The 26,829-nt window shown below is 72.9% G+C and carries 12 protein-coding genes; 2 read left to right on the plus strand and 10 right to left on the minus strand.

Annotated features, from left to right (window positions below; genetic code table 11):
• Positions 1–6 precede the first annotated feature (6 nt).
• The 7 genes from O7543_RS12340 to O7543_RS12370 all read right to left on the minus strand — a co-directional run bounded on the left by O7543_RS12340 (position 7) and on the right by O7543_RS12370 (position 22,701).
• Complete coding sequence (locus O7543_RS12340; RefSeq protein ID WP_281567399.1) at positions 7–15,201, minus strand: type I polyketide synthase; 15,195 nt, start codon at positions 15,199–15,201, stop codon at positions 7–9.
• Between the two features lie 93 nt (positions 15,202–15,294).
• Positions 15,295–16,485 (minus strand): cytochrome P450, encoded by a 1,191-nt coding sequence (locus tag O7543_RS12345; RefSeq protein WP_281553695.1) that lies wholly within the window; start codon positions 16,483–16,485, stop codon positions 15,295–15,297.
• Complete coding sequence (locus O7543_RS12350) at positions 16,482–17,741, minus strand: methylaspartate mutase (protein WP_281555478.1); 1,260 nt, start codon at positions 17,739–17,741, stop codon at positions 16,482–16,484. Before O7543_RS12350 ends, O7543_RS12345 begins: the two co-directional genes overlap by 4 nt.
• A gap of 77 nt (positions 17,742–17,818) precedes the next feature.
• Positions 17,819–18,280, minus strand: a complete 462-nt coding sequence (locus O7543_RS12355) for a cobalamin-dependent protein (protein WP_281555477.1) — start codon at positions 18,278–18,280, stop codon at positions 17,819–17,821.
• Positions 18,277–19,503 (minus strand): type III PLP-dependent enzyme, encoded by a 1,227-nt coding sequence (locus tag O7543_RS12360; protein ID WP_281553694.1) that lies wholly within the window; start codon positions 19,501–19,503, stop codon positions 18,277–18,279. The genes O7543_RS12355 and O7543_RS12360 overlap by 4 nt, the downstream gene beginning before the upstream one ends.
• The gene (locus O7543_RS12365; RefSeq protein WP_281553693.1) at positions 19,500–20,996 is read right to left on the minus strand and encodes an AMP-binding protein; all 1,497 of its coding nucleotides are present in this window, start codon (positions 20,994–20,996) and stop codon (positions 19,500–19,502) included. The genes O7543_RS12360 and O7543_RS12365 overlap by 4 nt, the downstream gene beginning before the upstream one ends.
• A gap of 157 nt (positions 20,997–21,153) precedes the next feature.
• Positions 21,154–22,701: an AMP-binding protein gene (locus tag O7543_RS12370; protein WP_348650101.1), complete on the minus strand. Its 1,548-nt coding sequence runs from the start codon at positions 22,699–22,701 to the stop codon at positions 21,154–21,156.
• A 114-nt stretch (positions 22,702–22,815) separates the two neighbouring features.
• Between O7543_RS12370 and O7543_RS12375 the strand changes: the two genes are divergently transcribed.
• Positions 22,816–23,064 (plus strand): acyl carrier protein, encoded by a 249-nt coding sequence (locus O7543_RS12375; RefSeq protein ID WP_281553691.1) that lies wholly within the window; start codon positions 22,816–22,818, stop codon positions 23,062–23,064.
• 112 nt (positions 23,065–23,176) lie between these two features.
• Here the strand turns inward: O7543_RS12375 and O7543_RS12380 are convergent, their stop codons facing one another.
• Both O7543_RS12380 and O7543_RS12385 read right to left on the minus strand, forming a co-directional pair.
• A complete protein-coding gene (locus O7543_RS12380) occupies positions 23,177–24,109 on the minus strand; it encodes an ACP S-malonyltransferase (RefSeq protein WP_281553690.1) in 933 nt (310 codons plus the stop codon).
• Entirely contained in the window at positions 24,102–25,019 is a 918-nt protein-coding gene (locus O7543_RS12385) for a proline iminopeptidase-family hydrolase (protein ID WP_281553689.1), read from the minus strand. Before O7543_RS12385 ends, O7543_RS12380 begins: the two co-directional genes overlap by 8 nt.
• 216 nt (positions 25,020–25,235) lie before the next feature.
• Between O7543_RS12385 and O7543_RS12390 the strand changes: the two genes are divergently transcribed.
• Positions 25,236–25,973, plus strand: a complete 738-nt coding sequence (locus tag O7543_RS12390) for a thioesterase II family protein (RefSeq protein ID WP_281553688.1) — start codon at positions 25,236–25,238, stop codon at positions 25,971–25,973.
• 109 nt (positions 25,974–26,082) lie between these two features.
• Here the strand turns inward: O7543_RS12390 and O7543_RS12395 are convergent, their stop codons facing one another.
• Positions 26,083–26,826, minus strand: coding sequence for a class I SAM-dependent methyltransferase (locus tag O7543_RS12395; protein ID WP_281553687.1), 744 nt, complete (start codon positions 26,824–26,826; stop codon positions 26,083–26,085).
• Positions 26,827–26,829: the final 3 nt, after the last annotated feature.

A 26,829-nucleotide genomic window follows, 5' to 3' on the forward strand; every position in this document is an offset into this window, starting at 1 on the left:
GGTGCCTCAGCCCTCCGAGTTGCCGGCATCGCCCCGACCGAGCGCGGCGCGTACCAGGTCGTCCACGTTCATGGCCCGGATCGATTCGGCGTCGATCGCGGACCGCTCGGCCGCGTCGCGGCCGGTGTCGTGCGGTACGCCGCCGTCGCGGAGCGAACCGTTGCCGTTGCCGGCCGGACCGGCGGTGCCCGGCGCGGCTGCGGTGCCGGCGAGCGCGAGCAGCGTGTCGAGGATCCCCGCCTGACGGATCGCGGCCAGCGGGACCGCCGCCAGGGCCGCCCGCAACCGTTCCTCGTCCGGGTCCGGACCGTCGGCGGGCTCGGGCTCGGCGCCGAGAAGTTCAGTGCGCAGGTACGCCGCGAGCAGGTTCGCGGTCGGCTGGTCGAACACCAACGTCGCCGGCAGCCGCTGGCCGGTGGCCGTCGCGAGCCGGTTACGCAGTTCGAGCGCGGCCAACGAGTCCAGTCCCAGGTCGAGGAACCCCTTGTCCGGGTCGACGGTGCGCGGGTCGGATCGGCCGAGAACGGCGACGACGTGGGACCGGACCAGGTCGAGCATGGTCCGCTCCCGGTCGGCGGCGCCCATCGCCGCCAGCCGCTGCCGCAGAGGTACGTCGGCTGCGGCAGCCGGGACCGGGCGGGCGGCCGGGCCGGCCAGATCACGCAGCACCGCCGGTACGTCAGCGGCACGGGCCCGTACGGCGGCGGTGTCCAACTGCACGGCGACCGCCACCGGCCGGGCAGCGGCGACCGCGCGGTCCAGCAGCGCGAGCCCGTCGGCCGGGGCGATCGCGGTGACGCCGAGTCGACGCAGCCGCTCGATGTCGCCGGCGGCCAGCTGGCTGGTCATCGCGCTGGAGGCCAGTTCGGAATCGTCCGCCCACAGTCCCCAGGCGACCGAAACTGCGGGCAGTGCATGGGACCGACGCAGCCGGGCGAGCGCGTCGAGGAACACGTTGGCTGCCGCGTAGCTGCCCTGGCCGCCGCCGTCCAGCACGCCCGAGGCCGAGGAGAACAACACGAACGCCGACAGGTCCCGGTCGGCGGTGAGCTCGTGCAGGTGCCACGCGGCATCGACCTTGGGACGGAGAACAGCGTCGATCCGCTGCGGGGTGAGGCCGGTGACGACCCCGTCGTCGAGCACACCGGCGGTGTGCACCACGGCCGTCAACGGGTGCGCGGCCGGGATCTGGGCGAGCAGGTCGGCCAGCGCATCGCGGTCGGCGACGTCGCAGGCCACCACCGACACCTCTGCGCCGAGCTCGGTGAGGGTCGTGACAAGGCGGTTCGCCGCGGGCGCCTGCCGGCCACGGCGGCTGGTCAGCAGCAGGCGGCGCACGCCGTGCCGGGTGACCAGGTGACGTGCGACCAGCGCTCCCAGGGCTCCGGTGCCACCGGTGACCAGGACCGTGCCGTGCCTCGGCCAGGCCGCGGTCGCGTCACCCACCTCGGCCCGTGCCAGCCTCGGTACCCGCAGTTCGCCGTTGCGTACCAGCAACTCGGGTTCGTCGGACGGCAGGGCCGGCAGCTCGCCGGAGTCACTGTCGACCAGGACGAACCGGTCCGGATTCTCCGCCTGTGCGGCCCGGACCAGGCCCCACACCGGCGCCTGGGCCAGGTCGGTGGCCGGTTCGACGGCGCCCTGGGTGAGTACCACCAGCCTGGCCCCGGCGAAACGCTCGTCGGCCAGCCACCGCTGGACCGTGGCGAGTGTCCGGTGGGTCACCTCACGGACCCGCTGCGGTACGGCGCCGTCGTCGCCCGCCCGGCAGGTCAGCACGACAAGATCCGGTGCCGGCTCACCGGCGTCGATCACCGCAGCGAGGGCATCCAGGTCAGGCTGGTCGGCACCGAGCACCACCCGCCGACCACCACCGGTTGCCGGCGGCTCACAACCCCGCCACACCAGGTCGTACAGTGGCTCGTCGCCGTCGGTGAGTTGCTCCGGCGTCAACGGCCGGGGGGTCAGCGCCCCCACCGCCGCCACCGGCTGGCCGGCGAGGTCGGTGACGTCCAGCGCCACAACGCCGTCCGGCTGCAGGGCGCGGGCGTGCACCCGCACCGCGCCCGCTCCGGCGGCGTGCACCGCGACGCCGGTCCAGGCGAACGGCACCCGGGTCTGGGTGATCGCCCGGGGTCCGCCCTCGACCAGGAAGTCCGCGGCCTGCACGGCGGCGTCCAGCAGCGCCGGATGCAGCCCGAACGCCCCGGCGTCCGCGCTGTCGGGCAGCACGACCTCGGCGAAGACCTCGGCGTCGCGCCGCCACAGTGCGCGCAGTCCCCGGAACGTGGGCCCGAACCCGTACCCCAGGGAGGCGAAGTCGTCGTACACGGTGTCCAGATCGACCGGCCGGGCACCGGCCGGCGGCCACTGGTCGGGTGCGGTCACGGTGGGCGGGGCGTCCGGGGCGAGGGTCCCGGTGGCGTGCCTGGTCCACCCGTCGGACGCGTCGGGCCGCTGCGGCCGGGAGTACACCGACACCGGCCGGCGACCGGTGTCGTCGGCCGCGCCGAGCACGACCCGCAGGGCCAGGGCCGCGCCGTCGGGCACCACCAGCGGCGCCAGTTGGGTCAGTTCCTCCAGGTACGCGCAGCCGACCTGGTCGCCGGCCCGGGTGGCGAGTTCGACGAAGGCGGTGCCGGGCAGCAGTACCCTGCCGAGCACCCGATGGTCGGCCAGCCAGGGCTGGCCGGCAACGGAGATCCGTCCGGTCAGCGTCAGCCCGCCGGTGTCCGGCATCGCCACCACGGCCGACAGCAGCGGATGGTTCAGCGGTTCCAGTCCGGCCGCACCGAAGTCGCTCTTGCCGGGGCCGTCCTCCAGCCACAGCCGCTGGTGGTCGAAGTGGTGCGTCGGCGGCTCCACCCCCCAACCCACAGCCACATCCCCCGGCGCCTCCTCCACGATCACATGCGCGTTCGTCCCACTCAACCCGAACGACGACACCCCCGCCCGACGCGGTCCGTCGGTACCCGGCCACGGCCGCGCCATGGTCAACAGCCGCACCCCACCCGCCGACCAATCCACATGCGACGACGGCTCCGACACATGCAACGACCGCGGCAACACCCCCGCCCGCAACGCCATCACCATCTTGATCACACCACCCACACCCGCCGCCGCCTGCGCATGACCGATGTTCGACTTCAACGACCCCAACCACAACGGACGATCCGCGTCCCGACCCCGCCCATACGTCGCCAACAACGCCTGCGCCTCGATCGGATCCCCCAACCGCGTCCCCGTACCATGCGCCTCCACCACATCCACACCCCCCGCCGACACACCCGCCACCGCCAACGCCCGCCGAATCACCCGCTCCTGCGCCGGACCCGACGGCGCCGTCAACCCGTTCGACGCACCATCCGAACCCACCGCACTACCCCGCACCACCGCCAACACCCCATGACCACGACGCCGCGCATCCGACAACCGCTCCACCACCAACACACCCACCCCCTCCGACCACGCCGTCCCGTCCGCGTCATCCGAGAACGACTTGCACCGCCCATCCGGCGCCAACCCACGCTGCTGGCTGAAGTCGACGAAGACCTCCGGGGTGGACATCACCGTCACCCCGCCGGCCAGGGCCAGCTCGCACTCACCCGAACGCAACGCGTTGACCGCCAGATGCAACGCCACCAACGACGACGAACACGCCGTGTCCACCGACACCGCCGGTCCCTCCAGACCCAGGTGGTACGCCACCCGACCGGACAGCACACTGGCGGAGCTGCCGTTGGTCAGGTACGGCACGACGTCCTCGGGTGGGTTGTGCAACCGGGTGCCGTAGTCGTCGTACATCACGCCGGCGAAGACGCCGGTCGCGCTGCCCCGTAGGGCACGGGGGTCGATCCCGGCGCGTTCGACGGCCTCCCAGGCGGTCTCCAGCAGCAGGCGCTGCTGCGGATCCATGGCGATCGCCTCACGACGGCCGATGCCGAAGAAGTCCGGATCGAAGCCGGCCGCGTCGTCCAGGAAGCCACCTTCCCGCACGTAGCTGCGGCCCGGTGTGCCCGGTTCCGGGTGGTAGACGCCGTCGACGTCCCAGCCCCGGTCGGTGGGCAGCGGCGCGATCGCGTCGACCTCGTCGACGACCAGCCGCCACAGGTCGGCCGGCGAGTTCACCCCGCCGGGGTAGCGGCAGGCCATCCCCACGATCACGATCGGATCCTCGACGGTGGTCGGGGCGCCGGCGACCGGCGACGCCGTGGTCGTGTCGGCCGGTGCGCCGTCGGCGGTCGACGGGTCCGTCGGCGGCTGGTCGACGGGTGTGAGCCTGTCCGCCAGCAACCGCGCCACGGCGGCGGGAGTGGGGTGGTCGAACACCAGGGTGGCCGGCAGGGTCAGCCCGGTCGCCGTGGCGAGCTGGTTACGCAGCTCGACCGCGGCGAGCGAGTCGAACCCCAGCTCGCGGAACGCCCGGCCGGGCGCGACGGCGTCCGGGCCGTCGTACCCGAGCACTCCGGCGACCTCCACCCGGACCCGGTCGAGCAACGCCTGCTCGCGTTGCTCGGCGGGTAGCTCGGCGAGTCGGGAAACGCCACGGCGGGCCGACGGTCGGTCACCGTCGTGAACGGATCGCCCGGCCAGGTTACGCAGCAGCGCCGGCACCTCGGACCTGGCGCGCAGCGCCGCCCGGTCCACCTGGAGCGGAACGATCGCCGGCACGCCGGCGGCCAGCGCGGCGTCGAACAGCGCCAGCGCGTCACCGCGGTCCAGCGCGGGCATCCCGAGCCGGGACATCCGGTGCAGGGCGGCTTGGTCCGGCGCGCCCATCCCGGTGGCTTCGTTCCACATCCCCCAGGCCATCGCCGTCGCCGGCAGCCCGTGCGCCGCCCGGTACTCCGCCAGCTGGTCGAGGACCGTGTTGGCCGCCGCGTAGGTGCCCTGACCGGCGGCCAGCACCAGCCCGCCAGCGGAAGAGAACAGCACGAACGCGGCCAGCGGCAGCTCCCGGGTCAGCTCGTGCAGGTGCCAGGCGGCGTCCACCTTGGGGCCGAACACGGCGGACACCGCGTCCGGGGTCAAGGTGGTCAGCGTGCCGGCGTCAGCGACACCGGCGGCGTGCACCACCGCCGTCAACGGATGATCAACATCGATCCCCGCCAACACACCCGCAACCGCACCCCGGTCCGCCACATCACACCCGACAACCCTGACCCGCGCCCCCAACCCCGACAACTCAGCACACAACTCCCCCACACCCGGCGCACCCGACCCACGCCGACCCACCAGCACCAGATGCCGCACCCCGTGCACCCGCACCAGATGCCGCGCCACCAGACCACCCAGACCACCCGTACCACCGGTGACCAGCACCGTGCCATCGGGATCCCAGGTCGCCGTGGCGGCGGCACCGGCCGGGTAGCGGCTCAACCGGGGCACGAAACAGCGCCCGTCCCGTACCGCCAGCTCCGGCTCGTCGCCGGCGAGCCCCGCCCGCAGTCCAGCGACGGCCGTCGCGTCCCCACTGTCCAGGTCGATCAGCTGGAACCGGCCCGGCTGCTCCTGCGCCGCCGCCCGGACCAGCCCCCACACCCCGGCGTGGGCCAGCGCCGGGTCGGCGTCGGTGGGCAGCCGCACCGCCCTGTCGGTCACGACGGTCAACCGGGTCGCGTCGAACCGGTGGTCGGCGACGAACGCCTGCGCGACGGCCAGCGTCGTCCCGACCGCTGCCCGGGCCGCCTGCGGCATCAGGCCCGCCCCGTCCCGGTCGGGTACGCGCAGCACCAGCATCCGGGGTGCCGGGGTTCCGTCGTCGACCGTTGCCAGCAGGGCTGCCGGATCCGGCCAGGCCGGTTCGGTGCCGTACGGCACGCCGATCGTGTGCCATCCGTCGTCGGGGACCGGATCCCCGCCGGACACCGTTGTCCACTCGACGGTGTGCAGCTGCTGACCGGCCGGTGCGGCCAGCTGGGCCGGCGCGACGGGTCGAGAAACCAGGGTGCCGATGCTCGCCACCGGCTGGCCGGTGACGTCCGCGACGTCGATCGAGGACAGCTCGTCGCCGCGCAGGCGGGTGATGCGTACCCGCAGTTCGGACGCGCCGGACCGGTGCAGCACGACGTCGTTCCAGACGAACGGCAGCAGGGTCGGTCCACCCGCGAGCAGGTCGGCGTGCATCGCGGCGTCCAGCAGCGCCGGGTGCAGTCCGTAACCGGTGCTGGCGGTGTCGGCGGGGAGGGTGACCTCGGCGAAGATCTCGTCGCCGCGCCGCCACGCGGCCTGCAGTCCCTGGAAGGCCGGCCCGTAGTCGTAGCCGCGGTCGGCGAGCTGATCGTAGGCCGCGGTCACGTCGATCGCGGTGGCCCCGGCGGGCGGCCACTCGGTCAGCGCGGCACCGGTGGCACCGCCGCCGGTTGCGGTCGTCGCGGGCCGCATGGTCCCGGTCGCGTGCCGGGTCCAGGTGGCGTCAGCGGCAGCGTTGGCGGGGCGCGAGTGGATGGATATCGAGCACCCGTCGGACCCGGGGCGGTCGACGACGATCTGGACGACCGCACCGTCGGCTCCGTTCAGCGGCAGCGGTGCCTGCAGGGTCAGCTCACCGAGGACCGGATGGTCCACCTGCGCCCCGGCGCGCAGCGCGAGTTCGACGAACGCCGTGCCGGGCAGCAGCACGGTGTCGAGTACCTGATGGTCGGCGAGCCACGGCTGCATGGCCGGGTCCAGCTGCCCGGTCAGTACGACACCCGCGCCGGCCAGCGGCAGCACCGCCGCGAGCATCGGGTGCCGCACCGGGGTCTGGCCCACGCCGGTCGGGTCGGTGCTGGCCGTCAACCAGTAACGCTTGCGCTGGAACGGATAGGTGGGCAGGTCGACAGGTCCACGGCCGCTGCCGGTGTCAGCCCCGGGCGGCAGCACCGCGTCCCAATCGACCGTGGCACCGCGTACCCACAGCCGGGCGACGCCGGACAGCACCGACTCCACCTCGTCGGCCCCGGTACGCAGCACCGGCACCACCTCGGCGCCGGCGGCGATCGTGGCGACCAGACCGGACAGCGCCGCACCGGGTCCGACCTCCACGAACGTCGCGACGCCGGTGTCGACCGCGCTGGTCACCGCGTCGCCGAACCGTACCGGCCGCCGGATCTGGTCGACCCAGTAGTCCGGCTCGCCCCACTGGTCGTCGACCGCGACGCCGGAGACCGACGACACCGCCGACACCGTCAGCGGTCGGCTTGCCACCTGCGCCACGACCTGCCGGAAGTCAGCCAGAACCGGTTCCATCAGTCCGGAGTGGAAGGCGTGGGACACCCGCAGCCAGGAGACCGGGGTCCCCGCCGGCAGTCGCTCCACGGCCGACTCCACCGCCGGGCGCGACCCGGACAGCACCACCGCCGATGGCCCGTTGACCGCCGCCAGCCACACGCCGTCGTCCAGCAACGGTCGCACCACGTCCTCGGCGGTGCCCACCGCCGCCATCGCTCCGCCCTCGGGTAGCCGCTGCATCAACCGGCCCCGGTGCGCCGCCACCCGGCAGCCGTCGGTGAGCGACAGCGCGCCGGAGACCACCGCCGCCGCCAGTTCGCCCACCGAGTGGCCCAGCACCACGTCCGGGTGCACCGCCCACGAACGCAGCAGCCGGCTCAGCGCCACCTCCACCGCGAACAGCGCCGGCTGTACGTACGCGGTCTGGTCCAGCCAGTCGTCCGTCTCGCCGAGCAGTGCGTCACGCAACGGCAGCCCCAGCTCGTCGAAGACCGCGCACGCCTCGTCGAACGCCGCCGCGAACACATCGAACCGGTGGTACAGCCCACGGCCCATCCGCGGCCGCTGCGAACCCTGGCCGGGGAACACGAAGCCGACCTCGCCGGCACCGGTCACCGAACCCACGACCACCTGTGCGGCGGTTCCGCCAGTGGCGACCGCCCGTAGTCCGGCGGTGGCGTCCGCCGGGTTCTCGGCCAGTACCACGGCCCGGTGCGGGAACACCGCCCGCGTACCGGCCAGCGCCCGAGCCACGTCGGTCAGTGGCACACCGGACTCCACCACGGGCACCAGCCGCCGCGCGAGCTCCCGCAGCGCGGCGGAGTCACGCGCGGACAGCACCAGCGGCACCACCCCGGCGTGAGCTGGTCCCGGGTCGGCCGACGCGGGTGCCGGCACCGGCGCCGGCGCCTGCTCGAGGATCACGTGGGCGTTCGTGCCGCTGATACCGAACGACGACACCGCCGCCCGCCGCAGGCCGTCCGGTGCCGGCCACGGGCGCGCCCGCGCCAGCAGTCGCACCTCGCCCGCCGACCAGTCGACCTGTGCCGACGGCTGGTCCACGTGCAGGGTCCGCGGCAGTTCGGCGTGCCGCATCGCCTGGACCATCTTGATCACCCCGGCGACGCCGGCGGCCGCCTGGGTGTGGCCGAGGTTCGACTTGATCGAGCCGAGCCACAGCGGCCGGTCGTCGCGCCGGTGCTGCCCATAGGTGTTGATCAGCGCCTGCGCCTCGATCGGGTCGCCCAGGGTGGTGCCGGTGCCGTGTGCCTCGACGGCGTCGACGTCCACCAGGCTCAGCCCGGCACTGGTCAGCGCGTCGTGGATCACCCGTTCCTGGGACGGGCCGTTCGGCGCGGTCAGTCCGTTGCTGGCGCCGTCGGAGTTGACCGCCGAACCTCGGATGACCGCCAGCACCGGATGGTTGTTGCGCTGGGCGTCCGACAACCGCTCCAGCAGCAGCACACCGGCGCCCTCGCCCCAGCCGGTGCCGTCCGCCGCCGCGGCGAACGACTTGCAGCGGCCGTCGCCGGCCAGCCCGCGCTGACGACTGAAGTCGATGAACGTGTCGGGTGTGGACATGACGGTCACCCCGCCGGCCAGGGCCAACGTACACTCCCCCTGCCGTAGCGCCCGCGCCGCCCAGTGCAGCGCGACCAGCGACGAGGAGCAGGCGGTGTCGACGGTGACGGCGGGCCCTTCGAAGCCGAAGGTGTACGCGATCCGGCCGGACACCACGCTCGCCAGGCTGCCGTTGCCCAGGTAGCCCGCGATCTCCTCGGAGACCTGCCCGAGCCGGGTGCCCCAGTCGTGGTACATGACGCCGGCGAACACCCCGGTACGGGATCCGCGCAACGAGTGCGGGTTGATCCCGGCGCGTTCGACCGCCTCCCAGGTGATCTCCAGCAGCAGGCGCTGCTGCGGATCCATCGCGGCTGCCTCCCGCGGACTGATCCCGAAGAACTCCGGATCGAACATGGCCGCGTCGTGCAGGAATCCGCCCTGGTTGACGTAGCTGCGGCCAGGTTGCCCCGGCTCAGGGTGGTAGATCTGCTCGAGCTGCCACCCCCGGTCGGTGGGGAACTCGCTGACCGCGTCCACCCCGTCGGCGACCAGGCGCCACAGCTGCTCCGGTGACGCCACGTCGCCCGGATACCGGCACGCCATCGCGACGATCGCGATCGGCTCGTCGGTGGCGGCGGTGACGGTGTCCGGCGCGGCTGCCGGCGCGTCGGCGACCGGCACCGCCTTGTCGACCAGGTAGACGGCCAGCGCCTGAGGGGTCGGGTAGTCGAAGACGAGCGTGGCCGGCAGGGTGAACCCGGTCTCGGTGGTGAGCAGGTTGCGCAGCTCCACGGCGGCCAGCGAGTCGAACCCGACCTCGCTGAACGGCCGGTCGGGCTCGACGGCCTCGGCACCGCTGTGCCCGAGGACGGCGGCCGCGAGGCGTCGGACCAGGGTGAGTACGGCGCGCTGCCGCTCGGCCGGGGCGAGCCGTGCCCAGTCGGCCGCGACTCCGTTCGGTGCCGGACGCCCGTCCGGCGTCGCGGTGCCGGACGCCACGGCGCCGGTCGCGGCTGTCGACCGGTTCCCGCCTGGGAGGACCACCGGGACGATCTGACGCAGCAGCGGCGGCACACCGTCCGGCCTGGCCCGCAGCGCGGCCAGGTCGAGCCGCAGCGGCAGCAGCGTCGCCGCCGGTACGCGCAACGCCGCGTCGAACAGCTCTAGATTGTCCTGGATGGACATGCCGGGCAGACCGGACCGTTCGATACGTCGCCGGGCGGCGGCGTCCAGCCGGTCCCCCATGCCACCGGCATGTGCCCACAGCCCCCACGCCAGACTGAGCGCGGGCAGGCCGGCGTCACGACGGTAGGCGGCGAGGGCGTCCAGCGCGGCGTTCGCGGCCGCGTAATTCGCCTGGCCGGCACCGTCAAGGTGACCGGCGGCCGACGAGCAGAGCACGAACCAGGCCAGCGGCAGCTCCCGGGTCAGCTCGTGCAGATGCCAGGCGGCGTACGCCTTCGCGGCGGCGACGGCCTCCATCCGCTGCCCGGTGAGGGTGTCGACGAGCCCGTCGTCGAGCACGCCGGCGGCGTGCACCACCGCGGTCAGTGGGTGCTCGGGGGCGATGCCGTCGAGCAGCGCGGCGAGGGCGGACCGGTCGGACACGTCGCAGGCGGCGACGTGCGCGCTGGCACCCAACTCGGCCAGGCTGGCGGTCAGGTCCCCGGCTCCGGCGGCCTGCGGGCCGCTCCGGCTGACCAGCAGCAGGTGCCGTATCCCGTGCGCACGGACCAGATGCTCGGCGAGGACGGCCCCGACACCGCCGGTGCCACCGGTGATCAGCACCGTGCCGGCCGGATCGAGCCGGCCCGACCGACCGTTGCGGACGGCGCCGTCAGCGGGGGCGGCTCCGACGGTCGGAACGGACGGGAGTGGTTCCGCCGGCGGGGCGAGGGCCAGCCGGGGCGCCAGCACCGCGCCGGCGCGAACCGCGACCTGAGGTTCGTCCGCGGCGACGGCGGCGGCGAGCGCGGCGGCCAGGCCGCTGGCGTCGGTGGCGACGACGTCGAGCAGCAGGAACCTGCCGGGGTGTTCGGCCTGGGCCGCACGGACCAGGCCGTGCACGCCACCGTGGGCAGGGTCGACGGTGCCGGTGGGATCACCGTCGAGGCTGTTTCCGCCGGCGGTCACGATGGCCAGCCGGCATCCGGCCGTACGGGGGTCGGCCAGCCACGACCGGATCACCGCCAGCGTCTCGTCGCAGGCGGTGCGGACCGCCTCGGCTCCGATGCCGGCGGCGCGCACCGGCAGCACCACGACCTGCGGCAGCACGTCGGGCAGTTGCCGGACCTGGTCGAGCACCACGTACGAGAGCGGCCGCTGCGCCGGGCCGACCGGAATCCAGTTCACCCGGTAGAGCTGGCCGCCGCCGGTCGGTACGGCCAGCCGGGCGGGGTCGGCGGGACGGGTGACGAAGGACCCGACGTTCGCCACGGGCGCGCCGGTGGCGTCGACGGCCTCGATCGACACGCCGTGCTCGCCGGCCGAGGTGACCCGCACCCGCAGGGCGCGCGCGCCGGTGGTCAGGGCGGACACGTGCCGCCAGGCGAACGGCAACCGGATCTGCCCGGCACCGCCCGGCTGGGCCGCCTGCGGCTCGGTCGCCGGTTCGTTGGGCGATCTGGTAGGCGGCTCGGTCGCCAGCTCGGTGGCCTGCAGCACCGCGTCGAGCAGGGCCGGATGCAGCCGGTAGCCCTCGGCGTGGACCGGCTCGGGAAGCTCGACGTGCAGGAACGCCTCGCCTGCCGCGTGCCAGGCGGCCCGCAGCCCACGGAAGCTGTCGCCGTACTGGTAGCCCTGGGCGGCGAGCCGCTCGTACCAGTCGGACAGGTCGACCGGTTCGGCACCGGGCGGTGGCCACGTCACCGCCCAGTCGGCTTCGGTGGGTGCGTCCGGCGCGGCCGCCGCCAGGGTGCCACTGACGTGCTGCAGCCAGCGGCTGCCGCTGGTCACGGCTTCGCCGCAGGAGTGGATCGTGACGCTACGCCGGCCGTCACCCTGGTCGGGACCGACCATGATCTGCAGTGCGGTTGCCGCCCCGTCGGCCAGGACCAGCGGCGCGTGCAGGGTCAGTTCGGCCACCGTCGGGCTGCCCAGCAGCGCGCCGGCGTGTCCGGCGAGTTCGACGAAGGCGGTGGCGGGCAGCAGGGTCGCACCGGCGACGACGTGGTCGGCCAACCAGGGATGGGTCTGCGCCGAGATCCGGCCGGTGAGCAGCGTACGGTCGCTGTCGGCGAGCCGGACCGCCGCGCCGAGCAGCGGATGTTCGGCGTCGGCCTGGCCGAGTGCGGCCGCGTCACGGCGCGGGCCGGGTGGCGTGAGCCAGTGCCGGCTACGCTGGAACGGATACGTGGGCAGCTCGACCCGGTGGTTCACCTGCCCACCGAACACGGCCGGCCACTCCACCGACGCACCGCGCTGGTGCAGGTGGGCGAGCACCCCGACCAGGTCCCGGACCTCGTCGCGGCCCGGCCGCAGGGTGGCGACGAGGGAGACGTCGTCGCGGCCGTCGGGCAGGCAGGCCGGGCCGAGCGCGCTGAGCACCGCGTCCGGGCCGAGTTCGACGAAGGTGCGCACCCCGGCGGCGGCCAGCGCGGCCATGCCATCGGCGAACTGGACGCTCTGACGCACCTGCCGTACCCAGTACTCGGGGTCGGCCAGTTCGTCGTCGCCGATCAGCGCGCCGGTCACCGTCGACACCATCGGGATCCGGGCCGGCGCGAAGTCGACCACCTGGGCGAACTGGCGGTACGGCGCGAGCATCGGGTCCATCCGGGCGGAGTGGAAGGCGTGTGACACCCGCAGCGGGTGGATCCGGCGGCCCTGTGCGGCGAAGGTTTCGGCAACCTGGGTGACCGTCCGTTCGTCGCCGGAGATGACCAGCGAGCGCGGACCGTTGACGGCCGCGACGCTCACGTCGGCGGGCAGCCGCTCGGGCAGTTCGTCGGGTGCCGCCTCGATGGCGACCATCGCTCCGCCGACGGGCAACGCCTGCATGAGCTCGCCCCGGGCGGTCACCAGCAGCGCCGCGTCGGCCAGGGTGAGCACCCCGGCGACGTGGGCGGCGGCCAGCTCGCCGACCGAGTGGCCCAGTACGTAGTCGGGGCGGAGCCCCCACGACTCCAGCAGCCGGTACAACGCCACCTCGGTGACGAAGATCGCGGCCTGGGCGTACCGGGTCTGGTCGAGGAGGGCCCGGTCGTCGCCGGTCAGGATGGAGCGCAGCGGTCGGTCCAGGTGGACGTCGACCTGGTCGGCCGCGTCGGCGAAGGCCCGCGCGAACGCGGGGAACCGCCGGGCGAGGGCCTGCCCGGCGGCGAGGCGCTGGGCACCCTGACCGGTGAACAGGTACGCGACCCGGCCGCCGATCGTCCGTCCGACATAGACTCCGGAGCCGGTCGTCTCGCCGGTGGCCAACGCTTCCAGGCCCCGTACCGCCTCGGGCGCGTCGGCGGCGAGCACCACGGCCCGGTGTTCCAGCGCGGCGCGGGTGGTGGCCAGCGCGTACGCGGTGTCGGGCAGCGATGTCCCGGCCCGCAGCAACGGCAGCAGCTGACCGGCCTGCGCCCGCAACGCCGGCGCGCTGCGGGCCGATAGCACCAGGGGCAGCACCGTGGGCGCTTCCTGGCCCGCCGGTTCGCCCGCCCCGGCGGTCTCGCCGGTCTCACCGCCCCCGGCGGTCTCGCCGGCCTCACCGGTCTCGCCGGCCTCACCGGTCTCGCCGGCCTCACCGGCCTCGGCGGTCTCGGCGTCGGCCTCTTCGACGATGACGTGGGCGTTGGTGCCGCTCACACCGAACGAGGAGATCCCGGCGCGGCGCGGACGGGGCAGTGCCGGCCAGGGGCGGGCGTCGGTCAGCAGCGCGACCGCGCCGGCGGTCCAGTCCACCCGCGGCGTAGGGCGGTCGACGTGCAGGGTCGCGGGCAGCAGCGAGTGCCGCAGGGCCATGATCATCTTGATCACGCCCGCCACCCCGGCCGCCGCCTGGGTGTGGCCGATGTTGGACTTGAGCGAACCGATCCACAGTGGTTCGTCCCGCTCCTGACCGTACGCCGCGAGCAGCGCCTGGGCCTCGATCGGGTCGCCGAGCCTGGTGCCGGTGCCGTGCGCCTCGACGGCGTCGACGTCACCCGGGACGAGTCCGGCGTCGGCCAGCGCCGCCGCGATCACCTGTTGCTGCGCGGGCCCGCTGGGGGCGGTCAGCCCGTTGCTCGCCCCGTCGGAGTTGACCGCCGAGCCGCGCAGCACGGCGAGAACCCGGTGTCCACGGCGGCGCGCCTCACCGAGCCGTTCCAGGACGAGGATCCCGACGCCCTCGGCGAACCCGGTGCCGTCGGCGGCGTCGGCGAACGGTTTGCAGCGGCCGTCGGGGGCCAGGCCGCGTTGGCGGCTGAACGCGGTGAAGGTGCCGGGGCTGCCCATCACCGCGACCCCGCCGGCCAGCGCCAGCGACGCCTCGCCGGTGCGCAGGGCCTGGCTGGCCAGGTGCAGCGCGACCAGGGACCCTGAGCAGGCGGTGTCCACGGTCAGGGTGGGGCCGTGCAACCCCAGGGTGTACGCCACCCGCCCGGCGACCACGCTCGGCGCGTTGCCGGCGAGCAGGTAGCCGTCCAGCCCGGCCGGGGCCTCGTACAGTCGTGGTCCGTACTCCTGCGGCTCGGCGCCGACGAACACCCCGGTCCGGCTGCCGCGCAGTGACATGGGGTCGATCCCGGCATGTTCCAGCGCGATCCACGACGTCTCCAGCACCAGCCGCTGCTGCGGATCCATCGCCGACGCCTCGCGCGGGCCGATGCCGAAGAAGTCGGCGTCGAACTCGGCGGCGGTGTCGAGGAAGGCGCCGTGGCGCACGTAGCTGGTACCCGGCCGGTCGGGGTCCGGGTCGAACAGTCCGGCCAGGTCCCAGCCCCGGTCGGTCGGGAACTCCCCGATCACGTGCCGGCCGTCGGCGACAAGCTGCCACAGGTCGGCAGCGGAGAACACCCCGCCGGGGTAGCGGCAGCCGATGCCGACGATCGCGATCGGTTCGTCCGCGCCGTCGCGTCGGGGGCGTACCGGCCGGGCGTCGACGGGCGCGCCGACCAGCTGCCGCACCACGAGATCGGCGACGGCCTGCGGGGTCGGGTGGTCGAACGCCAGGGTCACCGGCAGCGCCAGGCCGGTGGCGGCGGTCAGCCGCTCGTGCAGCTCGACCGCGGCGAGCGAGTCGAACCCGAGGTCCTGGAAGGGCAGCACCGGGTCCACCTCGGCCGGCGCATCGGGCTGGACCTGCGAGATGACCTGGGTGGTCGCGACGCACACCAGCTCGAGCACCAGGCGGTGCTGCTCCACCGGGGGCAACCCGGCCAACCGGGTACGGAACCCGGCGACACCGCCCGAGCTGCCGGTGGTGTCGTCGACGACGCTCTCGGGCTGGATGTTCATCCGGGCACTCCACAACTGAAGCGGCAAAGCGAATGCGAGGACTTGGCTCGATGCTAGTGACGGGCAGTCCACCGCAGGACCCCTAGCGACCCCTCACCAGGTGATCGGCAGAGTGGCCGGACCGCGTACGATCACGCCGAACTTCCACTCCAGATCGTCGGTGACGTCGAGTCGTGGGAACCGGTCGAGCAGGGCACGCAGGGCGACCTGCAACTCCAACCGGGCCAGTTGCGCCCCGATGCACAGATGTGGCCCGTAGCCGAATGTCACGTGCGGGTTCGTCGCCCGGGTCAGGTCGAGGCGGTCCGGATCCGTGAACACGTCCGGGTCACGGTTGGCCGCCGCCAACGACGGCAGGACGGGTTCACCGGCGCGTACCGTGACACCGGACAGCTCCACGTCCTCCAGCGCGTAGCGGGCGAACATCGCCGCCGTGTTGATCGGCACGAACCGCAGCAGCTCCTCGACCGCCGACGGCATCAGGTCCGGCTCGGCGCGCAGCCGCGCCAGCGCCTGCGGATGCCGCAGCAGCGTGTAGACGAAGCTCGGCAGTCCGCAGGAGACCGTCTCGGTGCCGGCGGTGAGCAGGCCGGCACCGGCCAGGTCGATCAGCTCGGTCTCGGTCAGCTTGTCACCGTCGTCGCGGGCCCGGACCAGGGCGCCCAGCAGGTCGTCGGTAGGCCGCCGACGACGCTGGGCGACCAGCTCGGCGAAGTAGGCGTCCATCTCCGGGCCGACCGTGGCGAGAACACCGGTCGACGCCGACTCGTCGTTGGTGAACGCCTCGGTCCAACGGGTGAACTTCGGATAGTCCTCGAAGGGCACCCCGAGCAACCCGCAGATGACGGTCACCGGCAACGGCCGCGCGAAGTGCGTCACCAGGTCGGCCGGCTGGCCGCCGGCCACCATCGCGTCCAGCAGCTCGGTGGTGATCCGCTCGACAGTGACGCGCATCTTCTCGACCCGCCGGGCGGTGAACGCCTTCATCGCCAGCCGGCGCAGTCGCGTGTGGTCCGGCGGGTCCATCCCCATGATGCCGTCGTTCATGTTCTCGACCCGCATCCGTGGCTGGTCGAGGCCCTGTGCGACGGCACGGCTGAACCGCGGATCGGACAGTACGGTCCTGACGTCCCGGTGCCGGGTGGCCAACCAGGCCGGCTCACCGTAGGGCAGCTGCACCCGGCTGACGGGTTCGCTGCGGCGCAGTGTCGCGTACATCGGCGACACCTCGGTGCGCTGCATCGGGAACGGATACCGGCGGACCTGCCGGTCGACTGCCGTCATCGCAACTCACTTCCTGCCGTGTCGTACTTGCGTCGCACGTAGCCGAGCGCGTCCAGCAGCCCGGCCGAGCTCACCTGCCGCCGCTGCCGGCGTGGCACCAGATGACCGATCGGAAGCAGCCCGGTGTCCGCCCACCTCAGGGCCCCGTCCACGTCCAGGTAGCTGCGGGTCCGGCCGAGGTTGTCCGGATGCAGGCAGTACGGGATGTCCAGGTAGCCGCGTTTGAAGCTGTGCAGCAACGCACGACCGAGGTCGCCGTCGAGGTCGCTGATCGCCTCCACCATGGCGCGCGCCTCCTGGTAGGTCTGCGAGTCGGCGGCCGGGTCGACGCTCGGCCGCGGTGCGGGTCGGGTGCGGGCGGCGGCACCGGCGAATTCGAGCGCGTCGACGTTCTCGGCGATGGTCGGGATCCGCTGCGACTCCACGACCGTCTTGACGATCAGCCGCTCGGACCCGGTGGCCCGGGCCAGCGCCACGGCTTCGGCGAGCAGCCGCCGCGCACCCCACGGCGTGGTCGGGTACACCCCCATGTACGTGTAGACGACCACGTGCCAGTCGATGTCGTCGAGCAGCTCGGCGCAGAGCCGGCGCAACGCGAAGATTGCCTCCTCGTCCTGGCGCGGGTTCGTCTGCTGGGCGTAGCTGACCGCCACGCTGCGTACCCCGTACTGGCGGAAGAACATCGCCTCCAGCACGCTGAGCGCCACCAGTTGGCTGGGTGGGCACAGCTGACCGAGCATGCAGCCGCCGAACGTCTCCAGGTTGGGCTCGACCGGCGCGTGCTCGCGCAGGTGGGCGAAGAGCTCACAGCACTGTGCCCAACTACGCACGGACTCTTCCAGCGGCACCCGTCCGTACGGCAGGCAGTAGGAGACCGGTCCGCCTTCGGTGGCGTCCAGGCCGGCGGCGATCAGCGCGGCGAAGATGTGCTGCGGAGTCGCCGAGCCGTGGCGCAGCTGGACCGGGAACCCGCTGTCGCGTACCCCGTCGAGAACGGACCGGGTCACGTGCACCGGATGACTGACGATGGGGTAGCCGTTGAGGTCCGCGCCGGCGAGGACGGCCCGCTCGGCGGCGGCAAGGTCACCGACCCGGGTGTAACTGTCCAGGGTGATCGTGCCCACGGTGGTCGCCGGTACCGCCTTGGTGGCCCGCAACCCGCTGCGCATCGACTCCGGGCTGCCGAAGCCCATCCTCGGCTGCACCACCAGGTTCCCGGCGGCCCGCGCGGCGCGGACGAACTCGCCGAGGCCGATCCGGACCCGGTCGCCGGCCGTCGCCGCGACCGGTGCACCGGTCGCGGTCACCGGCGTCACCGGTGAACGGGTCGAGGTCACCGGATCGCCCGGACGGGCAGCGTGTCGAGGAACCGGCGGAACGCGGTGACGGTCTCGGCGTTCTCCTCGAACACCGCGTCGCAGCCGGCCCGGGCCAGCTCGTCGCGCTGTGCGGCGGTCAGCCCGCCGGCCACCCCGAGCTTGCCGCCGATCACGATCGGCAGGCCCGCCAGTGACGGCAGACCGCGCAGCCGGCGGACCACCCGCGCCCCGTCGAGGTGGCCGTGCCCGTTGACGCTGCTCAGCACGAGCAGCTCGGGTGCCCGGTCCAGGCACTCGCGGACGAGAAGTTCGTCGGGCACGCACGCCCCGAGGTTGGTCACCCGGTACCCGAGCTCGGCGAGCAGCAGCTCCAGGAAGACCAGATTCCAGGTGTGCGCGTCCGAGGAGAGCCCGCTGACGAGCACCGTCGGAGGTCCGGGCCGGGTGGCCTGGCGTACCCGGCCGGCCGGGTTCATGTCCACGGGCCGTGGTCACGGTGGTATTCCAGGCGCGACACGGAAACGACCCGGCGGCCCCGGACGACCACCTCGACCGGGGCCGGTCGGCCCAGGAAGGCCAGCAGGCTGGCTGTCGGCCCGTACGCACCCGCGTTCGGGATCGCCACCACGTCGCCGGGGGCGAGCTCCGGCACGTCGACGTCGCGGCCGAGCACGTCGCCCGGGGTGCACAGCGGCCCGACCAGACTCGCGGTACCGGCCGGGGCGTCCTCGTCGAGCTGGACCGCCACCGGTAGCAGCCGGCCCAGCCCGGACATGCCGCCGAAGGTGTTGATTCCGCCGTCGAGGATCACGAACCGCCGGCCCCGGCTCGTCTTGAGGTTGACCACCGAGCAGAGCAGGGTGCCACTGTCCCCGACGAGGTAGCGCCCGGACTCGCAGGCGACGCCCGGCGTACCGTGGCGCCAGCCGGCGAAGCTGGCATCGAGCGCGTTCTCCAGCTCGACGCGCACCTTGTCGTACCTCGGGCGGCTGCCCGGCACCGCGTACGGCGCGGCGAAGCCGCCACCGATGTCCAGCAGCCGCACCGGCAGGCCGAGTTCGTCGTGCAGTTGCGCCGCGAGGGTGACGGTGTGCTGGAACTCGCTGATCAGGCTCGCCTCGTCACGGGCGTTGCTCAGCGGGAAGAAGTGGGCACCGACGATGTCGGTGCCGGCCACCTCGCGCAGCTCGGGCAGCAGGTCGGGCAGGGTCTCGCTGTCGATACCGAACTGCGACGGCGCCCCGGTCATCCGGATACTCGTCGACGCCCGCGCGGTGACGCTGTTGATGCGTAGCAGGCACCGGGCGACCACGCCGTGCCGGCTGGCCACCGTACCGATGCGCCGGAGGTCGCCGGGAGATTCCACCGAGAACGTCCGCACGCCCCGGCCGATAGCCTCGGTCAGCTCACCGGTGGTCTTGCCCGGTCCGGTGTAGAGGCAGTGCCCGGCGTTGAAGCCGGCGGCGAGGGCGACCGCCAGCTCGCCGGTGGAGCTGATCTCCGCGCGGACCCGGTCCGCGGCGACCGCTGCGGCCACCTGCGGGTGCGGGTTGGCCTTGACCGCGTAGAACAGCTCGATCGGTTCGGGCAGGCTGGCCAGCAGGTCCCGCCGGGCGGACTCGATCCGGTCCAGGTCGTAGAGGTACAGCGGGGTGCCGTACCGCTCGGCAAGTTCCACGTACCAGGTGGCCGTGCTCACGACAGCGCCTCGTCCAGGATCATGGCGAGCTTCCCTCTCTCGTTCTTGCCGTGGTGGTTCAGCGGCAGTTCGTCGAGCACCCGGCAGGTCGCCGGCACCTTCGCCGGCTCCAGCCGCCGGGCCAGTTCCCGGAGCACCACGTGCGGGGCCAGATCGGAGACCACGCAGAGGGCGAGGTCGCGGTGCGGGGTGGGCGGCACCGCGACGGCCGCCCGCACGCCCGGAACGTCCATCGCGGCGGCTTCGATCTCCACTGTGCTCATCCGAATCCCCTTGCGCTTGAACATCTCGTCGCGCCGGCCGGCGAAGTAGAGGTAGCCGTCCTCGTCGAGACGGCCGTAGTCGCCGGTGTGCAGCCGGATTTGCCCAGTGCGCGGGTCCGGCCGGAACGTCCGGGCAGTCTGCTCCGGCGACCGCCAGTAGCCGGCCATGACGTGCGGGCCGGTGACCACGATCTCGCCGGTCTCACCGGGCGGCACGCTCCGCCCGTCCGGGTCGAGGATCAGCACCTCGGTGCCGGCGAGCGGGCGCCCCACCGAGTCGGGGCGTTCCCGGTCCTGTTCCGGGGGCATCACCGAGATGCGCTTGCACTCGGTCTGGCCGAACTGGCGGACCACCCGGGCACCGGGGAAGGCCGCGCGGAGCTGCTCGATCGTCGGCTGCGGCAGCGCGGCGCCGGTGTTGGTGAACATCCGCACCGGCGGCAGCGGTCCGGCGGCGCGCCGGGCCAGCGTGACGATCATGGCGGCGAGTGACGGCACCACCGGAACCACGGTCGTGGCGGTCTGCCGCATCCGGTCGAGCAACGCCAGGTCCGACTCGGTGCCGGCGAGCACCACCTCGGCCTGCGCCGCACAGGTCATCAGCACCTTGTGCAGCCCGTAGTCCCAGGACATCGGGAAGCGGCAGAACACCACGTCGTCCGGGCGGTAGCCGAGCGCGTCGCGCAACGCCCGTACGGCGAACGTGGTCTGGGCATGCGGGGTGACGACTGCCTTGGGCGCGGCGGTGCTGCCGGAGGTGTAGATCAGGGCGGCCGCGTCGGTGGCCGCCGGCGTCGCCGTACGGGTGAGCCGTCGCCCGGCACCTGCGTGCACCTGTGGCCACACCGTCCCGGTCTCGTGCACCGGCAGCCGGGTGAGCGAGCGCAGCGTCTCGGCGTTGGCCCGGTCGGCGACCACCAGGCGGGGTTCGGCGTTGGCGACCACCGCCGCGAGGTGGAACGCCTTCGTCGCGGGATTGATCGGAACGAAGGTCGCGCCGCGCCGGGAGACCCCGAAGAACATCGCGACCAGCTCGCGGGTGGTCTGGGCCTGCACCAGCACCCGGTCACCGGGGCCCACCCCCCGGTCGTGCAGCCAGGCGTCGACCGCGTGGCTGTGCTCGTGCAGCTCGGCGTAGGTCCAGGCACCGACCGCGTCGCGTACGGCGGGCCGGGTCGGGGCGACCGCCTCGGCCACGTCCAGCAACGAGTGAACCAGATCGTCGTCCAAAACCGCACTCCTGCCGCCTGGAAAAGACTGGAGGCGCCGTCGCGGAATTGCTGTCCAGCACCCGGACCGAATCAGCCGATCGGATCCGCCGACCGGGATCAGCCGACAGAAAGATAACCCCCGGTGGACGACTTCGGGATCCCCTACCAGCCCCTACTCAGGCGGGTGCCAGCTTGGGGAATCCGGTCACCATTTCCCTCGCCCGGGCCCGGAGCGCCGGTCGGTCCACCTTGCGGTTGGCATTCAGCGGCAGCTCGTCGCGGTGTTCGTAGCTCCGGGGCACCAGTCGCTGCGGCAGGCTCTGCCGCAGCTGCCGGGTCAGTTCGACCACCGCGGCCGGTCGCCCGGTGTAGAACACGACCAGCTCGGTCGTGTCGTCCACCGTGACGTCGAGGACGGCCGCGTCGTCGACGCCGACGCAGCCGCGTACCGCGTGTTCGATCTCGGCGAGTTCGACCCGCCACCCGTGCACCTGCACCTGGGCGTCGAGTCGACCGAGGTAGAGCAGTTCGCCGCCGGAGGTGCGGCGTACCCGGTCGCCGGTGCGGTACCAGGTCCGCCCGTCGCGGACGACGAAGCGTCCGTCGCCGTCGGCCGGATCGAGGTAGCCGGGAGCCAGTTGCGGCCCGCTCACCCACAGCTCCCCCTCGTCGGCAACCGGCTGTCCGGCCTCGTCCACCAGCAACTGCTGGTGCCCGTCGTGCAGTGGCCCGATCGGCACGACACCGTTGACGGCCAGCTGATGCGACCCGGCCCCGTAGCGGTGCCGGGTGACGGTGATGGTCAGTTCGGTCGGCCCGTACAGATTCTCCACGGTGGAGTTGACCGCCGCGTCCTGCCAGTGTGCCGCGTCCCGGCAGCGCAGTGCCTCACCGGCGAAGAAGCTGCGCCGCAGCGTCGGCAGCGAGCCCGCGCCGAGGCCGCCCAGGCGACGAACCAGCCCGATGCTGCTGGGGGTGGAGAACCAGACGGACACCTGGTGAGCGGCGAGGAAGCCGGGCAGGTCCCGGTAGGCCTGCCCGGGTACCCGCAGCAGCTGTGCTCCGGCTCCCCAGGCGCAGAACAGGTCGAACATGGCGCAGTCGAAGTTCAGGTCGAACGTCTGCGAGAACACGTCGGCGCTGTCGAAGTCGTAGCGCTGGTCCAGCAGGCGGAAGTAGTGGGCCAGACTGGCATGGGTGATCGGCACCCCCTTCGGTCGCCCGGTCGACCCGGAGGTGAACAGCATGTACGCGGCGTCGCCGGGCAGCACCGGTCGCGGCGCGGGCAGCGGCCGCCCGGACCGGCCGGGCAGCATCCGCAGCGGCGACCGGGGCTGCGGGTCCTGCCCGGCGACCAGGACCGCGACGTCCCGACCGGCCGGTAGCGACGCGGGCAGGCCGGCCACCGCCGGCTCGTCGGTCACCACGACGGTGACGCCGGCGGCGTCGAGCATGGCCCGGGTACGGGCCGGCGGGAAGTCGGGATGCAGCGGAACGACCGTGGCGCCGGCGTACAGGGCGGCGAGGATCCCGACGTACGCCGGAATGCTGCCCGCCGCCAGGACCCCGACCGGAGCGGGTCGCCCCCCGGCGTGCTCGGTCAGCACCGCCGCCCAGCGCAGTGCCGTCCGGTGCGCCTCGGCATAACTGAGCGTGTCGGAATTGATCCGGATCGCCGGCTGGTCCGGGGCGGTCTCCAGCCCTCGCATGAATCGTGCCGACAAGACGCCAATGGCAGCTTCGTCCATTTTTTACCCCCATCTTTTCAGCTCGCATCGTCGATGCGAAATGGTAGGATCAATCAGACCAGCAGGATTTCTTCAATCGGAGTCGCCATCATGTGGGACGACCAGTTCGAGACACTGCTCCGCCAACACCTGCCATTCATCGGCGACGACGAGAAGCTGTCGCCGGAAAGCTCGCTGCGTGATTTCGGTCTCGATTCACTCGGGACCGTCGAACTGCTCGCCGCGATCGAGTCGGCGTACACGGTGCGGTTCACCGACGAGGCGTTGGCGATGGAGTCGTTCGCTACCCCGGAGGTGCTCTGGACGACGCTGTCGGCGGTCCGGATGCAGGCCGCCTGAGCTGCCAGGTCCGGCCGGATCCGGGTTGCGGTCCGCACCGGATCCGGCCGGGATCCGGCGAAGCGCCGACGGTTCTCCGCCCCGGTCACCGGTGACCGCCGGCCCGGCCGTTTCAGACCGCCGCGGTGGACCGTCTCGGCTGCAGGGCAAGCCGGGGCGTGACAGCGACCACCTCGAACGCCGCAGTGGTCGCCCGCACCCGGCCGAACAACCGGTCGGGCCCGCAGACGCGCACCTCACGCACGCCCCGCGTACGAAGCGATGCGACCACGTCGGGCCAACGCAGCGGCCGGACGAAGCTGTCCAGCAGCATCTGGCGCACCCCCGCTCCGGTGGTGACCAGCGTGCCGTCCTGATCGGCGACGACCGGCACCGCCGGGTCGGCGAACTCAAGCCCGTCGAGCACCTCCCGCGCCACGATGTCGCGCAACGGCGCGAAGGCGGCGCAGTGCATCGGCGGACGCATCGTGTAGAGCGGGAGTCCGCCCGCCGACCGCAGCCTCGCCGCCAGCCAGTCGAGCATGTGTTCCCGCAGCGACAGCATGTGGAAGTCATGATCCACGTAGCAGGAGATCTCGTGCCACTCCCCTTGCCCGGCGAGCTCGTCGAGCACCTCCCGCAGCAGCGGCTCCGGTGTACGGGTGAACGAGTGTGTCACCACGTCACGGTGCTCGGTGGCGAAGTACTCCTCCATCCGACGGGCCAGCTGCGCGGTAAGCCAGATGGCCTGCGGTACCGGCAACGCGCCGACGTAGGCGATCAGCGGCTTCTCACCGAAGCTCGGCCCGACGCAGAAGTCCGGCACCGTCCCGCCCTGCTCGCTCCAGCGGGCCAGCGCCAGGCAGTTGACAAAGAAGGCCACCTGCGCGGCCTCCGAGTAGTCGCCGCCGGTGCGGTAGCGCTCCAGCAACGGGTATCCGAGGACCTCGTCGGCGGTCGCGGTCAGCTCCCGCGCGTACGGGTTGGCCAGCATGAACCGGCCGACCTCGGCGAAGCCGGTGGGTCCCATGCCCGGGAACACCAGCGCGGTACGCCCCTCAGCCATGCGTGCCCTCCCCCTTCAGTTCGGTGAGGAACTCCAGCAGCACCTCGGCGAAGCGCTCCGGCTCCTCCAGGTGCGGCAGGTGACTGGACTCCTCGAAGACCACCCACCGGGCACCGGGCACCCGGTCCAGGTACGGCTGCAACGTCGCCGGGGTCGCCTCGTCGTGCCGGCCGGACAGCACCAGGGTGGGCACCCGGATGTCGGCCAGGCAGTCGACGACGGACCAGTCCCGCAGCGTACCGATGACGTGGAACTCGCTCGGGCCGTTCATGGTCAGGTACACCGTCGGGTCGTTCGCGATCTCCATGAACGACGCCAGATAGTCCCGTGGCCACGGCGTGACCCGGCAGACGTGCCGGTCGTAGAACACCCGCATGGCGGTGAAGTACTCCTGGCTGTCGGTGGTCCCCGCCTGCTCGTGGCGGAGCAGGGTCTCGTTCACCCCGGCCGGCAACGCCTGGCGCAGCCGTCGCGCCTCCTGCAGCCACAGTGGATACGAAGCCGGCGCGTTGGCGACGACCAGGCCGCGCAGCCCGGCCGGACGGGTCGCCGCGTGCCGGGCCACCAGCGGGCCACCCCACGAATGGCCGAACAACACGTAGTCGTCGGCGACACCGAGCGAGCGCAGCAGGTTGTCCAGCTCGGCGAGGAACAGCTCGACGGTCCAGAAGTCGGCGCCCCGGTCGGGCAGGCGGGTGGAGCCGCCGTTGCCGATCTGGTCGTAGTGCACCACCGGCCAGCCGTGTTCGGCCAGCCCGGCCAGGTTCAGCAGGTAGTCGTGGGTGCTGCCCGGACCGCCGTGCACCACGACCAGCGCCGGCCGGCCCGCGCCGGCCGGTCTGGTCACCCGGTACCACGTCTGGTACTCCCCGAACGGCACGAGTCCCTTGTCGTGCGCAGCCACTGCCATGTTCACACCTCGCCGACCTCACCGTGTCCGCCCCGTACCGCATCGGATCCGGCCGGTGCCGGGACCCACGGTGTCGGTTCCGACGGTGCCAGCGGCCAGAACGCCGGACAACCCCAGATCAGCCCCGCACCGCCGCTAGGGGTGAGCACGGGTTGCCACCCCCGCCGCCGGCCTGTCACGGTCACACCATTTGCTGGTACGGCGATCGGAGTCCCCTTGACCTCGGCCACGACCTCGTGGGTCCGCCGGTTCCGGCCGAAGCCGGACGCCGCCACCCGACTGGTGTGCTTCCCGCACGCGGGAGGGTCGGCTTCGTACTACCTGCCGGTCGCCCGAGGCGTACCAGCCTCGGTGGACGTGCTGGCCATCCAGTATCCGGGACGCCAGGACCGGCGGCACGAGCCCGGCATCGACGACATCGAACGACTCGCCGATCTGGTCACCGCGGAGCTGGCCGACTGGCGCGACCGGCCCCTGGCCCTGTTCGGGCACAGCATGGGCGCGATGGTCGGCTACGAGGTCGCGCGCCGGTTGGAACGCGACGGCACCACACCGGCCGCGCTGATCGCCTCCGGTCGACGCGCGCCGTCGCGGCATCGGGAGACCAGTGTGCACCGTCTCGACGACCACGGCTTGCGCGCGGAACTGGCCCGGCTCAGCGGTACCGGCAGCGAGCTGCTGGACGACGTGGACATGCTCAACATGATCCTGCCGGCGACCCGCTGCGACTACCGTGCGGTCGAGTCCTACCGGCACCGGCCCGGGCCGCCGCTGCGCAGCCCGGTACTCGCCCTGGTCGGTGACCAGGACACCGAGGTGACCGTCACGGAGGCCGAGGCATGGCGGGACCACACCACCGGCGCCTTCGAGCTACGGGTCTTCCCGGGCGGCCACTTCTACCTCAATGAACACGCGGCCACCGTGCTCGAACTGATCACCCGACGGCTAACCTGAGACCGACGACTGGTCTGACCGGCGGCTGGTCCGGTGCCGGGCGCACCGTGCTGTCCGGGCGGGCGGTGGGACCGTCCGGTTCCACCGCCCGCCCGGTGCCACGTACCGGTCAGGTACCCGCCGACGCCTGCTCCGGCCGCCCCTGCCGGACCGCGACGAACAGACCCCTGGCACCCGGCCCCTGGTCCAGATAGGTCGGCGTGAACCCGGCGGCCCGGAACGCGGCCTCGTACTCCTCGCGGGTGAACAAGGTGATCAGAGTGCTTTCCGCGAGGTGGCGGATGCCCGAGTCCGCGTCGGCGATCAGGTACTGCACGTCCATCCGGGTTGCGTTGCCCTCCTGCGACGCGTGGGAGACCCGGGCGATGGTGCGCCCGTCCGCCCGGACCACGTCGCTGGCGACGTACCCGGGCAGGAACGTGTCGGGGAACCACCACGGGTCCACCACCGCGACGCCGCCGGGCACGGTGTGCTCGGCGAAGCAGCGCAGCGCGGCGGTGAGCTCGGCGGTCGTACGCATGTGACCGATCGAGCTGAACAGACAGGTCACCGCGTCGAAACGACGTCCCAGGGCGAAGGAGCGCATGTCGCTCTGGTGCAACGGCACCAGCGGCAGCCGCGCCTTGGCGCTCAGCAGCATGTCGGCGGATATGTCGACCCCCTCGACGTGCGGGAAGGACGCCGAGAGGTGCTGCAGATGCTCGCCGGTGCCGCAGGCGACGTCCAGCAGTGAGGCCGCGTCCGGCTTGTCGGCCAGCACGAGTCGGGTGACCTCGGCGGCCTCAGCGGCGTAGTCCTTGCCCCGCCCCTGGTGAATCAGGTCGTAGATCTCGGCGTCCTCGGATTCGTACACGTC

Source organism: Solwaraspora sp. WMMA2080 (assembly GCF_027497395.1).
GTDB lineage: Bacteria > Actinomycetota > Actinomycetes > Mycobacteriales > Micromonosporaceae > Micromonospora_E.